Raw genomic sequence first — 13,489 nt, forward strand, 5'->3', positions numbered from 1 at the left:
CGGGCAGGTCGACCGTCGAGGCGGGATCGACCTGCCCGGCTGCGGTCCGGGATTGCAGAGCCGGTCGCCACGGATGGCGATCCGGAACGCCCACTGCCGTCCGCTCAGCCCACGTGATCGACGACTGCGCCGAAGTGCTGGGCCAGCCGGAGGGCGCGTACGTTCTGCGGCACGATGTATGCCTGCTGGACACGGTGCCCGTGCGCGGTGGCGAGTCCGACCAGCCACCCGGCGACCGCCCTACCCACGCCGATCCCCTGCCAGTCGTCGGCGACCAGTATCGCCACCTCCGGCGGTGCGGACTTCTGCCAGAAGAGGTGGGCGAGGCCCACCAGACGGTCCTGGCCCGGTACCGAAACCAGAACGGTGTAGCCCTTGTCGGGATGGGTCAGGTTCCGCCACTCACTTGCCCGGATCCGGCTCCGCCCCGCGTGGTACCGCGCGGCCCGGCTCGCGGGGGAGCAGTCCTGCGCGTGGAACTGATTGACGAGGTGGAGATCGCCCGGTGTGGCGTGACGTATGTGCAGCCGGTGTCCTGCCGAGGTGGTCACCTCGGCCGCCTCCCGCGGCGCTTCAGAGCACTCGTTCATCACCTACCTGATGTTCGTGGCGGACGAGAAGTTCGGATCTGGCCGGGATGATGAGGATCACGCCCGGCGTCAGCTCACGACGGCGGGAGTGAGCGCCGGTGGCGTTCCGCGTTCGCAATCCTCGTACTCTTAAGCTTCTTTGAAGTTCTTCCGCGCAGCTTGATGGTCGGCAAACCGGCTCACTAACCTCATCTCGTCCGGATCATCCCCAGCTCCACGATCCGGGCGAAACATCCCCTGAGGAAAGTTGCCACCGTCATGAGGCTGACCCGCCGTACCCTGCTCGGCTCCGCGATGGCCGGCGCCGCGGCCACCGTCGCCGGCGTCTCGCTCGACGCCCTCGCGGCCAGTCCCGCCGCCGCCGCGGTGAGCCCGCCCGGCGACGTGGTCGGAAAGATCACCGTCGGCTACCAGGGTTGGTTCACCGGGGCCGGCGACGGGAGCCCGTTGTCGGGCTGGTGGCACTACGGCCAGGACTGGCAGAAGATCCCCTCGCCGGTCAACGAGGCACTCAAGTCATGGCCGGACGTGCGCGACTACGACCGGGTGTACAAGACCGGATACCAGAACCTGGGCAACGGCCAGCCCGCGTCGCTGTTCTCGTCCTACGACCAGCAGACCGTGGACACCCACTTCCGCTGGATGCAGGAGAACGGGCTGGACACCGCCGCGTTGCAGCGCTTCAACCCGGTCGGCGGGGAGGGCCCGATCCGCGACGCCGTCACGATCAAGGTCCGCAACGCGGCCGAGGAGTTCGGCCGCAAGTTCTACATCATGTACGACGTCAGCGGCTGGACGGACATGCAGCAGCAGATCAAGGACGACTGGACCAACAAGATGAAGGCGTACATGGCCTCCCCGGCGTACGCGAAACAGAACGGCAAGCCCGTCGTCGGCATCTGGGGGTTCGGCTTCAACGACAGCAACCACCCGTGGAGCGCCGCCGTCTGCCTCGACGTGATCAACTGGTTCAAGGCGCAGGGCGTGTACGTCATGGGTGGCACGCCGACGCACTGGCGCAACGGCGACAGCGACTCGCGGTCCGGCTTCTCCGACGTCTACCACGCGTACAACATGATCTCGCCGTGGATGGTCGGCCGGATCGGCGACGCGGCCGGGTCGGACTGGTTCTACACCAACGTGACGCTTCCCGACGTGCAGGACTGCGTGGCGCACGGCATCGACTACCAGCCCTGTGTGCTGCCCGGTGATCTGCAGGAGCGCCAGCGCGCGCACGGTGACTTCATGTGGCGGCAGTTCTACAACGTGATCCGGGCCGGAGCGCCGGCGATCTACATCTCGATGTTCGACGAGTACAACGAGGGCAACCAGATCGCCAAGACGGCCGAGACAGCCGCGTTCGTTCCGGTCGGCTCGAAGTTCCTGCCGTTGGACGAGGACGGTACGAAGTGTTCGGCGGACTACTACCTGCGGCTCAGCGGTGACGGCGGCCGGATGCTCAAGGGCGCGATCGCGTTGACCGCCACCCGACCGACCGCGCCGGTGCTCGGCTCCACGCCGACGCCGCCCGCCGCCGTCGGCGTGCGGTCCCGGGCCAACGGCCGCTTCGTCGGAGGGTCGCCATTGGTCGCCTCGCTGACGTCCGCGTCGGAGAAGTTCACCATCGTCGACGCCGGTGGCGGGCTCGTCGCCCTTCGATCCAGCAGGACCGGAAAGTACGTCTGCGCCGAGGACGCCGGTGCGGCAGCGCTGGTGGCCGACCGCGACACGATCGGCGGCTGGGAGACGTTCACGAGGGTGACGAACCCGGACGGCAGTGTCAGCTTCCGCAGTGGCGCGAACGGCAGGTACGTCTGCGCCGAGGACGCCGGTGCCGGTGCGCTGATCGCGAATCGCACGGCGGTCGGCCCGTGGGAGTCCTTCGACCTCGTCTAGGTGTTCTGTCCGGAGTGGTTGGGGACGCGGCTGGGGGGTGGGCCGCCGAGTGCGGTGTGGTGGCGGTGGTGATTGTAGGCGTGGAGCCAGGCGGGTAGGGCGGCTCGTCGGGCGGTCTCGGATCGGTAGGGCTTGGCGTAGGCCCATTCGTCGGTCATGGTCCGGTGGAAACGCTCGACCTTGCCGTTTGTTTGTGGCCGGTAGGGGCGGGTCTTCTTGACGGTCGGTGGTGTGTCCGGGGGTGGCGGTGCGGTTGAGTTTCCCGCGAGCACGCCCTTGGGTGCGCCAGCCGCCGCCGTCGGGGATGTTGCCGAGCTTCTTGATGTCGACGTGGACCAGGTCGCCGGGGTGGGGGTGTTCGTAGCGGCGGATCGGTTCTCGGGTAGCGCGGTCGAGATGGGCCAGGCGGGTGACGCCCGCGTGGCGCAGGATCGCGTGGCAGGTGGAGGCGGGCAGATCCAGGCGTCCTGCGATGCGGGCGGGTCCCCAACGCCGGCTCGTCCGTAGATGCAGCACCTGGCGTTCTACCTGGGGGCGGGTGCGGTTCGGGCTGTGGTGTGGCCGGCTGAAGCGGTCTTTCATGCCCGCGACGCCTTCGACGCGGTAACGCTCGGCCCAGCGTTTCGCTGTAGTCGGGCTGACTTGGAACCGTTCCGCGGCCCGGCGCAGGGGCCACTCGTCGTCGACGACGCAGCGGGCCAAACGCAGTCTGCCGCGTTCGGTCAGGGGTGCATTAGCGTGGGTCACGAGGACCTCCTGGGTGGTGCGGAACCTTCGACAAGCTCCACCTCACCCGGAGGTCCTCACCCATTTCAAGATCTACGCCCTGTCACCAACGTCCATGGACAGAACACCTAGGCCGTGTGTCAAGGTCCTGGGTCGAGCCGAGGGGCGGACGGCGGACACCACAATGAGGGTGATGCCTGTGAGTCATCTTGATGACCCACAGGCATCACGCTCAATGGAGCGGGCGGCTCCGATCCGGCCGGACCACGGGCCCGCGAGCGGCGTTTCACCAGCGGCCGAAACGGCCGGTCCTCTCGGCCTCCGCAGGCCGGCCAGGGGCTTTTGACACACGGCCTAGGAGTCGGGTCCGCCGGAGCGGTCGGCCCTGGCCTGCGCAGTGCTCAGCCGCAGGCCAGGGCCGTCGCATCGGTCGGGCGTCAGGCCGGCACGTGCCCGGCAGTCCAGCACGCCGAGTGGCTGTGGCAGGCGACGTACGCGGCAAGCGCGTCGTGCAGCGTGGCCAGGCGGCTGACCGAGAGCCCGGAGGCGATGTTGTTGAGCTGGTCCGGGTCGGCGACCCGGTTGTAGTACTCCCGTTCGCCGTTCGAGTACTCGACGTAGGTGTAGGTCGCTGTCCGCAGCGCCTCGTAGGTGACCGGACTGCCGTTGCGGCGGTCCTGCGCGTCGGGGTCGTCAGCCGCCTGGTTGGGGCCGTGGTGCTCGATCAGCGCCCCGGTACGCCAGTTCGGCGCCGGGTCGCCCTGTGCGAGGGGTAGCAGGTTGCGCCCGTCGACGTGTGTGCCGACATCGGCGGTGCCGATGCGTTGGAAGGTCGGCGCCAGGTCGATGTTCTGCACGATCTCGGCACGCTGCGAGCCGGGGACGACACCGGGTCCGGCGACGACGAGGGGGACCCGCACATCGGTGTCGAACGCGGTCTGCTTGCCACCGGTCAACCGGTACTCGCCCATGTGGAAGCCGTTGTCGGAGCTGAACACCACGTAGGTGTTGTCGGCGATGCCACTGGTGGTGAGCTGGGCGCGCAGGTTGCCGATCAGCCGGTCGACGGCCTGGACGGACTGGGCGCGCTTGCGGAAGTTCGTGTCCAGGGTGCTCTTCTCCTGCGCGGTCAACGGCCCGTTGCCGGCCAGCCAGGACGGCGGGTTGGTGGGCAGTCGGTCGTACGCCGCGGTGCGCGGGGCGGTCAGTCCCGGGAAGTCGTCCAGGTCCTGGTTGGCCGGGGTGAACGGGCTGTGCGGGGCGAAGGTGGAGACCTCCAGCAGGAACGGCGTGTTGGCGGCCGCCGAGCGCTGGATGAAGTCCCTGCCCTTGCGGGACAGCACGTTGGTCAGGTAGTCGGCGGGTTGACTGCCGTAGTGGACGACTGTGTGGTTCTCGTTGAGGTCGTAGTTGTACTCGGGGTACCCGTTGCCCGCCACGTACCACTCCGACCAGCCGGGCGGGACGTACGGCAGCGACCCGCCCTGCGTGTCCGCCGGCAGGTAGCCGTTGAGGTACTTGCCCATGAACCCGGTCCGGTAGCCCCTGCCCTGCAACGCGGTCGCGAAGGTCCGGTTCTCGTTGCCCCGGCCCTTGAAGACCGCGAACCCACCATCGTTTCCACCGTTGGTGAAGACGCCGGTGTCGTGCGGGAACTGGCCGGTCAGGATCGACGAGCGGGACGGGCAGCACAGCGAGTCGGTCACCGTGTAGTTGGTAAAGGTGGCGCCCTCGTTCTGTAGTTGCCGCACCTGCGGCAGGTACGGCACGAGGTTCCACGCGAGATCGTCGACGAGTACGAAGATGATGTTGGGTGCGGTGGCGGTGGGCGTCGGTTCCGCGCCGCGTGCCGGTGTCCATGCGGCGAGCAGGGCGAGCCCGGCCACGAGGGCGGTGGCGACGAGACGTCGCTGGGTGATGGCCATCCGTCAAGCCTCACGAACACTTGTCAGCGTCTGTTCAACAGGTGGTGATGATCCGATCAACACCATGCCGTTCCCCTGCACGTGGGCGGTGGCCGGCACGTGCCGTTCGAGGCGCGCTGGCCGCGGGTCCAGGCGATGGTCGACGAACTGGTGGCGGCAGGCGGCATCCTGCTCCGGGTGGACGAGACGGACGGTAGGCCTGACCACGTGACGATGGCCGACCCCGAGGGGAACGAGTTCGACGTCCTGTAGAGCCTGTCCCGCCGGGTTCGCCGTATGGTGCCGGAATGACATCTGCGGTCTGGCGGGACGGTGCGGCGTACGAGGCGTACGTGGGCCGATGGAGCCGGCTCGTCGCGGTGGAGTTCCTGCGCTGGCTCGACCTGCCGGCCGGGCTACGGTGGCTTGACGTGGGCAGTGGTACCGGTGTGCTGACCTCGACCGTGCTCAGGACAGCGCAGCCGCGTCAGGTCACCGGCGTGGACCCGTCCGCCGGCTTCGTGCGGCAGGCCCGCGCCGAGGTCACCGATCCGCGCGCGGCTTTCGCGGTCGGTGACGCCCGGGTGCTGCCCCTGCCGGGTAGCGCCGTCGACGTGGTCGTCAGCGGGTTGGTGCTGAACTTCGTCGCCGAGCCGGCGCTGGCGGCCGCGGAGTTCGCCCGTGTGGTCGCCCCCGGGGGGACGGTGGCCGCGTACGTGTGGGACTACGCCGAGGGGATGGCGATGATGCGGCACTTCTGGGACGCTGCCGCCGCGCTCGATCCCGCCGCGGCGGCCCGCGACGACTGGCAGCGCTTCGCGCTGTGCCGTCCCGAGCCGCTGCGAGCGCTGTGGACCGACGCCGGGCTGACGGATGTCTCGGTGCAGGCGCTCGCCGTGCCCACGGTCTTCACCGACTTCACCGACTACTGGAAGCCGTTCCTCGGCGGGCAGGGCTCCGCCCCCGGCTATCTGGCCTCGCTCAGCGGGTCGCAGCGGACCGCCCTGCGCGATCTGCTCGCCACCCGTCTGCCCACCGAGCCCGACGGCTCGATCCGGTTGACGGCCAGGGCCTGGGCGGTCCGCGGCGTCCCGGCGACCGGGACCGTTCCGTCAACGAAGCGTTGACGGGTTCACCGCAGGCGCGAGCACCGACTCGCACCACCGGCGGAAGGTCGTCCCCCCGCCTCCTTCGGGGACGGGCGGGTAGACGCCGGCCGTCTGCGCCTCGGCCATCTCGATCATGGCGTCGACTGTCGCCGGACTCGCTCCGGACGACGCGTACCGGGCGCGGTAGTCGGCGAGGCTGGCCTGCTGGTAGGTGACCGGCCGCCCGAGCGTCTCGGCGATGACCTGCGCCATCTCGCGCGGGGTGTGGTCGACGGGCTCGCGCACGGGCACGTCCTCCTGGCCGGTCCACGTGTCGTCGGCGAGCAGGTCGGCGGCCGTGCGGGCGATGTCCGCGCTCGCTACCGCCGCGAGCGGCGCGTCGGGGTCGGCGGTGAGCACGAACATCCCCGGGCCCCTGATCAGTTCGACCTGGTGCAGCAGGTTCTCCATGAAGAACGCCGGCTGTAGCGAGCGGTAGGCCGCGCCGCTGGACTGCAGCATGTCGTCCATCGCCCAGGCCGCCGAGAGCAGCCCGGCCGGGCCGGCGAATCCGCGGCCGAGTGAGGAGACGGCCACGACGCGGGGTACGCCGTGCGCGCGGACGGCGTCGGCGATGGGACGCGCGAAGCCGAGGTAGTGCCCGGTGACGTCCGGAGCGCCGAAGTTCGGTGGTACGAGCACGAAGAGCGCCGTGGCACCGGTCAGCGCACGATTGAGCACCTCGGGGTCGGCGTGCGAACCGACGACCACGTCGGCGTACTCCCGAAGGGTCTCGGGCAGGCGGGCGGGGTCGCGGGCGATCAGGCGCAGCGGCGCGCCGGTGGCGCGCAGGGACTCGGCGACGGCGGCGCCGATCGTGCCCGTGGGAGTCGTGATGACGATCATGGTTCTCATCGTCGCGCGGGGCGGGTGTGGGCAGAAGGACCAGTTCGGGCGGCATTATTATCCTCAGGGTATGAATCCCGTGGAGTCCAGGCCGCTGCGCTACTTCGTGGCCGTCGCCGAGGAGCTCAACTTCACCCGAGCCGCCGAGCGGCTCGGCATCGCGTCGCCGGCACTCTCGCGCGCGATCTCCGGGCTCGAGGCAGAGCTGGGTGTACGTCTTCTCGACCGCACCACCCGCAGCGTCGCGCTCACCGAGGCGGGCGCGGTGCTCCTCGCCGACGCACGGGCAGCGCTCGTCGCGCTCGACGCCGCCACCCGGCGTGCCCGACGGTCCGCGGGTGTGCCCGGCGGCAGGTTGGTGCTCGCGGTGAAGGCCGACGTCGAGGGGGGCCTCCTCGACGACGTGCTCGCGGCGTACCAGGCCGAGCACGCCGCCGTACCCGTCGAGGTCAGGTTCAGCGGCTGGCGCGAGCAGCCGGCCCTGCTCCGCGCGGGCGAGGCCGACGTGGCGATCGTCGTCGAGCCGTTCGACGCCGATGGCCTGGATGTCGAGCCGCTGCTGTCCGAGCAGCAGGTGCTGGCGCTACCGGCCGGGCACCCGCTCGCCGGACGGCCCCGGTTGCGGATGGCCGACATCGAGGCCGCGCACCGGCGGGCCGTTTCCGGCGCGCACGTCTACGTGCGACACGGGGAGCAGCCACCGCCGTTCGGGGACATGGTGCAGATGCTGCGTCAGATCGAGCTCGGGCGGATGCTCGCGCTGCTTCCCGTGTCGCTCGCCGCGCGCAACGCCCGGCCGCAGCTGGCGTGGCGTCCGGTCGACGACGCCCCGGAGGCGGCCTTCGCGGTGGCGTGGCCGCAGAACTCGCACTCGCTCGCGGTCGCCGCGTTCGTCCGGGTCGCCACGGCGGTCTCCACACGCCGCCGGAACAGCCTGTCGGCGGACGCCGCGGAGACCGCCTGACGACGCTCGGCAGCACCGTCGCCCCTGGGCCGTGTCTTCAAAGGTTCACAACCATCGAAGTAGCGCGGGGATGGTGACGGTGGCCTGATACGAGGTCGCGGTCTTGTCGTAGCGGGTTGCGACGCGGCCTGGCTTGGCTGGTTCGACCGCTCTGATCCAGATAGACAGACTGGGGATATTGTCCCGATTTGCCTTCATTGGGACACCCGGTGTGATGTGGTAGTCAGCGCGCTTCATCGGCGCCAATCAGGCCATATCACGCAGGGCGCCGCGCGTTGGACGCCTCCTGCGAGTAGTACCCACGGAGGGTGTTCTGTGACAGCTAGACCCAAGAATTGGCTACGGCGGCGGGTGGCCCTGCCGTCGCTCGTGGCTGGCGCAGCCGCCACGGTGGCAGCCAGCCTGCTGCTCTTCAGCTCGACCGCCGCAAACGCGCAGGAAGCACCGGTCAACCTGGGGACGGCGGCCGACTTCTCCGTCCTCGCCGGAGCGGAGCCCACCAACACCGGCCCCAGCTTCCTGGCCCAGAGCCTCGGGCGGTTCCCCGGAAACACCGCGTCCGGATTCGGAACAGCAACCATCGGTGGCGAGGTGCACCTCGGCGACGCGGTTGCTCTACAGGCTCAGAGTGACCTGACCATCGCCTTCAACGACGCCGCCGGCCGGACCCCGTTCACCAACCTCCCGGCCGAGCTGGGCGGCAACACCCTCAACGAAGGGGTCTACCGGATCGGGGCGGCTCAACTGACCGGGGCATTGACGCTCAACGGCCAGGGCGATCCGTCGGCCGTGTTCATCTTCCAGGTCGACTCCTCGCTGACGACGGCATCGAACAGCAGCGTCGTGCTGATCAACGGAGCTTCGGCCTGCAACGTGTTCTGGAAGATCGGCAGCTCGGCGACGATCGGCACCGGCACCACCTTCGTGGGCACCATCATGGCTCAGGCCGCGATCACGATGGCAACGGGCGCAACCCTCCAGGGCCGCGCACTGGCGCGCACCGCCGCCGTCACCCTCGACACCAACGTCATCAGCGCACCGATCTGCGCCGGACCGACGGGCCCGCCCGGACCGACCGGCCCACCCGGGCCCACCGGTCCACCCGGCCCGTCCGGCCCGCCCGGCAGCCCCGGAGCGCCTGGTAGCCCGGGAGCGCCTGGTAGCCCGGGGGCGCCTGGTAGCCCGGGAGCGCCTGGTAGCCCGGGGGCGCCTGGTAGCCCGGGAGCGCCTGGTAGCCCGGGGGCGCCTGGTAGCCCGGGGGCGCCTGGTCCGTCCGGATCCCCCGGACCCCCCGGAGCGCCCGGTAGCCCCGGTGCACCTGGTCCGTCCGGGCCCCCCGGAGCGCCCGGTGCACCCGGTAGCCCCGGTGCACCTGGTCCGTCCGGGCCCCCCGGAGCGCCCGGTGCACCCGGCAGTCCTGGCGCGCCCGGCCGTCCTGGTGGTGGCGGCAAGCAACCCATCCTGCCGGTCACCGGCGGCGGTGTGGTCCCGGCCATGACCGGCGTCGGAGGTGTGATGGTCATCCTGGGCGCGGTCGCGTTCTTCCTCGCCCGGCGTCGACGCCTGGAGTCCTGATCGGTGGCCCGGCTGGTGTGAACCCAGCCGGGTCACCTCACGTCGTCGGCCCGCTCCCCACCGGGGGCGGGCCGACGACGTATTCGCCATGGACGGTCAGCCGGTGAGCCTCAGCTCGCGTATGACGTCGTCCTCGCGCTCGTGCGGGAGGGAGGTAGAGCAGGGTCTGTGGCCGGTCGCCGTCGCAGCGCACCACGTGGGTCTGTGCGAACCGCACGCTGCCGGCCTTGCCCTGCGGCGGCGCGAAGGCCAACGTCCACTCGGCCGGTACGAGGACGTACCCCCGGTGCGATATCGAGAACGTCCAGGATCGTCACCTGGGCTCCGGTCACACCAGACTGCTCGGTCACCGCCGTGTGGCGTTCGTCGAGAAGGGCCCGTACCCGGCGTCGTTGATGACCGGCCGCCGTCCTGTCCGGGTCACCCTCGATGTACGTCTCGTCTGCAGGTCGCGGCAACGGCGCCGTTGCCGCCGGCCTCGACGGCCCGCGCCTAGCTGTGCAGGACGGCGGTGATCTGGTCCTCACGGACGAGGCAGCCCGCTCAGCCAGATGTCCAGCTCCGCCGGGGAGTGCAGCAACACCACGGGCGGCGCGGACGGATCGGTCTGCCAAGCCCGCATCCGCCGGCGGCCCCGCCGCTACGAAAGACTGCGACCTCGTTCCAGGCCACCGTCACTATCGCCGCGCTACTTCGATGGTTGTAAACCTGTGAAGACGCGGTCTAGTGCCGTGACCACGAACGTTGACGGTGTTGGGGTCAGGCTGCTCGGGTGGCGGGTTGGCCCCAGCGTCGTTGTCGTTCGCTGCGGATGCGGGCTCGTTCTCGGCGTTGGGCGGCCAGGACGTCGGGGTGGCGGGCGTTGGCGTTGCGCCAGCGCAGGTAGGCCTGCAGTTTCCGGGTCAGCGTGGGGTGGTTCGGGCGGTTCGAGCCGGCGATAACGAAGGTGCGTAGCGGCCCGAACTGGGCCTCGATCGGGTTGGCCCAGGAGGCGTAGGTCGGGGTGAAGCAGAGCTCGACCTTGTTGCGGGCCGCCCACCTGCGGATCTTCGAGCCTTTGTGGGCCGACAGGTTGTCCAGGATCACGTAGATCGGTGCGCCGTCCGGGCGGGCGGCGCGGATCGACTTGAGCGCGGCGAGGGTGTTCGCCGAGCTTTTGCGCCGCCGCACGACGCCCCAAAGCTGGTCGTCGCCGACGGAGTAGCAGCCGTGGAACTGCCGGACCCCGTGCAGCTTGTGATAGTTCGCGGGCAGCCGGGAAGGGTGCCCGGCCGGCGCCCAACCGGCACCGGCCTGCGGCCGGATCACCAGGGGCCCGAACTCGTCGAACGCGAACGCCCGCTGCGGGAAACGGCTGCTCACGTACTCAATCGGGGCGAGCTTGGCGTCCCGGTCAGGGTCGGTGGACTCCTTCCACGTCTTCGTCCGCTGGAAGGTGATCTTGTGCTGGTGCAGGATCTGCCGCAGTCGTTCCCGACCGATCCGGACCCGCCGAACGGCATGCGAGCTCAGGTGATCGGCGAGCTTGCGGATGCTCCAGCGGGTGAACGGCCGCCCCAGCTTCTCGGGGCGGGTGTTGGCCGTCTCGACGATGAACTGTTCCTCGTCAGGACTGATCTGGCGGGGACGGCCACCCGCCCACTGAGGGTCCAAGCAGGCCATCCCCATCTCGTTGAACCGGTGAATGACCTGCCGAATCGTGTCCTCATCGGCCTGGACCAGGCGGGCGATCGCCGGCACCGTGTTCCCACCGGCCGAAGCGAGCACGACCATCGCCCGCCTCAGCCGGATCGGGGAACCGGTTCCCCGGCGGGTGATTCTGAGCAGCTGCTGACCTTCCTGATCACTCAGCCGCCTCACGCGTACAGGATCTGCCACCGCTACAGCCTGACCGCCCCGACGCCGCCCAGCCGACAGGCCCCACGGCGTGTCATCCAACACCGTGAACGTTCGTGGTCACGGCACTAGCGGCGGCGGTGGGCGTCGGCCTCGGCGTCGAGCAGGCTGTTGAGGGTCAGCGCGGTATTGATCAGAGACAGGTGGCTGAAGGCCTGGGGATAGTTGCCGATCTGCTCCCCGCTCGCGGCGATCTCCTCGGCGTAGAGGCCGAGGTGGTTGCTGAAGGTGAACATCTTCTCGAACGTGAGACGGGCGTCGTCGAGGCGACCGGCACGGGCCAGGGCCTCGACGTACCAGAAGGTGCACATGTTGAAGGTGCCCTCGTGGCCCGGGAGGCCGTCGGGGGAGTGGACCGGGTCGTACCGGTGGACGAGGCTGTCGGAGACCAGTTCGCGTTCGATCGCGTTCAGGGTGGACTGCCACAGCGGGTCGCTCGGGGTGACGAAGCCGACCGCCGGCATCGCCAGCAGTGCGGCGTCGAGGACGTTCTCGTCGTACGCCTGCACGAAACTGCCGCGGTCGTGGTGGTACCCGCGGGCCATGACCTGGTTGTAGATCCGGTTTCGCTGTTCGGTCCAACAGGTCAGGTCGCCGGGACGGCCGGTGCGGTTGGCCAGGCGGATGGCCCGGTCCAGCGCCACCCACGACATGACTCGACCGAACGTGTAGTTGCGGGGATGGTGCCGGCTCTCCCAGATTCCGGCGTCGCGCTGGTCCCAGTTGTGGCAGAGCCAGTCGACGAGCCGGACGGTGCTCTTCCACACCTGGTGCGAGACGCGGATGCCCTGTTCGTCGGCGAGGTGCATGGCGTAGAGCGCCTCGCCGTGGATGTCCAGTTGGAGCTGGTCGGCGGCGCCGTTGCCGATCCGTACCGGCCGGGAGCCGCGATACCCCTCCAGGTGGTCGAGCACCTCCTCGTGCAGGTCGGAGGAACCGTCCACGCGATACATGATCTTCAGCGGGTCCTGGTGTTCGCTGGCCGTGCGGATGCGCTCGTCCAGCCAGTCCATGTAGCGGCTGACCTCCTCGGTGAAGCCGAGACCGAGCAGCGCGTGCACCGAGAACGACGTGTCGCGTACCCAGGTGTAGCGGTAGTCCCAGTTGCGGGATCCGCCGACCAGTTCGGGCAGGGCGGCGGTGGGCGCGGCGATCATCGCGCCGGTCGGCGCGTACGTCATGAGTTTCAGTGTGATGGCGGAGCGTTCCACCATCTCCCGCCAGCGGCCGGTGTAGCTGGAGCGTTCGAGCCAGCGTCGCCAGTAGTCCCGGGTCCACTCGAACATGCCCTGGATCTCCTCCGGTGGGAAGATCCGTGGTTCGGTGCCGCCGGTCTCCAGGACCACCCCGCCGGTGTCGCCCTCGTTGAGGGTGCCGTATGCGACGAGGTCGCCGCCCTCGAGGCGGACGTCGCCGTGTTCGGAGATCAGTCGCCGTACCGGGTCGACCGGGTTGAACGTCAGCGTCGCCGACCGGCTGCGAAAGACGTAGCCGTGGTGGTGGCGCTCCAGCTCATGCTCCTCCCGGGCGTAGTCGAACCGTGGCCGGCACTCCACGCGGAAGCGCATGCTGCCGCGGACCATCGTGACGATGCGGACCAGGCGGTGCGCGTCGGTGGCCCGCTCGCCGGTGACCGGCATGAAGTCCATCACCTCGGCCACCCCGTCGACGCTGATGAACCGGGTGATAAGGATCGGCGTGCCGGGCAGGTAGAGCTGTTTGGTGACGTACCGCACGCCGTCCGGTGCGATCCGGAAGTAGCCGCCCTTCTCCTTGTCGAGCAGCCCGGCGAAGATGCTCGGCGAGTCGAAGCGTGGCGCGCAGAACCAGTCGACGGTGCCGTCGCAGGTCACCAGCGCGGCGGTCTGCAGGTCACCGATGAGACCGTGATCTTCGATCGCCGGATAGCTGTCCACGTCTCTCCCCGGTTCGGCCGCGTCCTGC

At 69.7% G+C, this 13,489-nt stretch carries 10 protein-coding genes and 2 pseudogenes; 5 read left to right on the forward strand and 7 right to left on the reverse strand.

Annotated elements, in window-relative coordinates:
* Positions 1-104: 104 nt before the first annotated feature.
* A complete protein-coding gene (locus ABZU91_RS17150; RefSeq protein WP_355240804.1) occupies positions 105-590 on the reverse strand; it encodes a GNAT family N-acetyltransferase in 486 nt (161 codons plus the stop codon).
* A 258-nt stretch (positions 591-848) separates the two neighbouring features.
* On the opposite strand from ABZU91_RS17150, the gene ABZU91_RS17155 reads away from it, so the two are divergent.
* Positions 849-2,486 (forward strand): lectin, encoded by a 1,638-nt coding sequence (locus ABZU91_RS17155; protein WP_355240805.1) that lies wholly within the window; start codon positions 849-851, stop codon positions 2,484-2,486.
* Here ABZU91_RS17155 and ABZU91_RS17160 read toward each other — a convergent pair.
* A pseudogene (locus tag ABZU91_RS17160) lies at positions 2,483-3,233 on the reverse strand (IS481 family transposase). The gene ABZU91_RS17155 and the pseudogene ABZU91_RS17160 overlap by 4 nt on opposite strands.
* Before the next feature lie 416 nt (positions 3,234-3,649).
* Entirely contained in the window at positions 3,650-5,137 is a 1,488-nt protein-coding gene (locus ABZU91_RS17165) for a sulfatase (protein WP_355240808.1), read from the reverse strand.
* Positions 5,138-5,236: 99 nt separating this feature from the next.
* Here ABZU91_RS17165 and ABZU91_RS17170 point away from each other — a divergent pair, with 99 nt between their 5' ends.
* Both ABZU91_RS17170 and ABZU91_RS17175 read left to right on the forward strand, forming a co-directional pair.
* Positions 5,237-5,389 carry a VOC family protein gene (locus tag ABZU91_RS17170; RefSeq protein ID WP_355240811.1) on the forward strand — a complete coding sequence of 51 codons (153 nt, stop codon included), beginning with the start codon at positions 5,237-5,239 and terminating at the stop codon, positions 5,387-5,389.
* A 35-nt stretch (positions 5,390-5,424) separates the two neighbouring features.
* On the forward strand, positions 5,425-6,243 hold the full coding sequence (locus tag ABZU91_RS17175) for a class I SAM-dependent methyltransferase (RefSeq protein ID WP_355240813.1): 819 nt from the start codon (positions 5,425-5,427) through the stop codon (positions 6,241-6,243).
* Here the strand turns inward: ABZU91_RS17175 and ABZU91_RS17180 are convergent.
* On the reverse strand, positions 6,229-7,110 hold the full coding sequence (locus ABZU91_RS17180) for an NAD(P)H-binding protein (RefSeq protein WP_355240816.1): 882 nt from the start codon (positions 7,108-7,110) through the stop codon (positions 6,229-6,231). The genes ABZU91_RS17175 and ABZU91_RS17180 overlap by 15 nt on opposite strands.
* Before the next feature lie 70 nt (positions 7,111-7,180).
* Here ABZU91_RS17180 and ABZU91_RS17185 point away from each other — a divergent pair, with 70 nt between their 5' ends.
* Both ABZU91_RS17185 and ABZU91_RS17190 read left to right on the forward strand, forming a co-directional pair.
* A complete protein-coding gene (locus ABZU91_RS17185; protein WP_355240819.1) occupies positions 7,181-8,074 on the forward strand; it encodes a LysR substrate-binding domain-containing protein in 894 nt (297 codons plus the stop codon).
* Between the two features lie 390 nt (positions 8,075-8,464).
* Positions 8,465-9,046, forward strand: a pseudogene (locus tag ABZU91_RS17190) (ice-binding family protein); the annotation flags it as partial.
* A 58-nt stretch (positions 9,047-9,104) separates the two neighbouring features.
* Here the strand turns inward: ABZU91_RS17190 and ABZU91_RS17195 are convergent.
* The 3 genes from ABZU91_RS17195 to ABZU91_RS17205 all read right to left on the reverse strand — a co-directional run bounded on the left by ABZU91_RS17195 (position 9,105) and on the right by ABZU91_RS17205 (position 13,461).
* Positions 9,105-9,482, reverse strand: a complete 378-nt coding sequence (locus ABZU91_RS17195) for a hypothetical protein (RefSeq protein ID WP_355240822.1) — start codon at positions 9,480-9,482, stop codon at positions 9,105-9,107.
* A gap of 926 nt (positions 9,483-10,408) precedes the next feature.
* Positions 10,409-11,527, reverse strand: a complete 1,119-nt coding sequence (locus tag ABZU91_RS17200; protein WP_355240825.1) for an IS630 family transposase — start codon at positions 11,525-11,527, stop codon at positions 10,409-10,411.
* An 86-nt stretch (positions 11,528-11,613) separates the two neighbouring features.
* Positions 11,614-13,461: a glycoside hydrolase family 15 protein gene (locus ABZU91_RS17205; RefSeq protein ID WP_355240828.1), complete on the reverse strand. Its 1,848-nt coding sequence runs from the start codon at positions 13,459-13,461 to the stop codon at positions 11,614-11,616.
* Positions 13,462-13,489 lie beyond the last annotated feature (28 nt).

Source organism: Micromonospora sp. NPDC005174 (assembly GCF_040608495.1).
Classification (GTDB): domain Bacteria; phylum Actinomycetota; class Actinomycetes; order Mycobacteriales; family Micromonosporaceae; genus Micromonospora.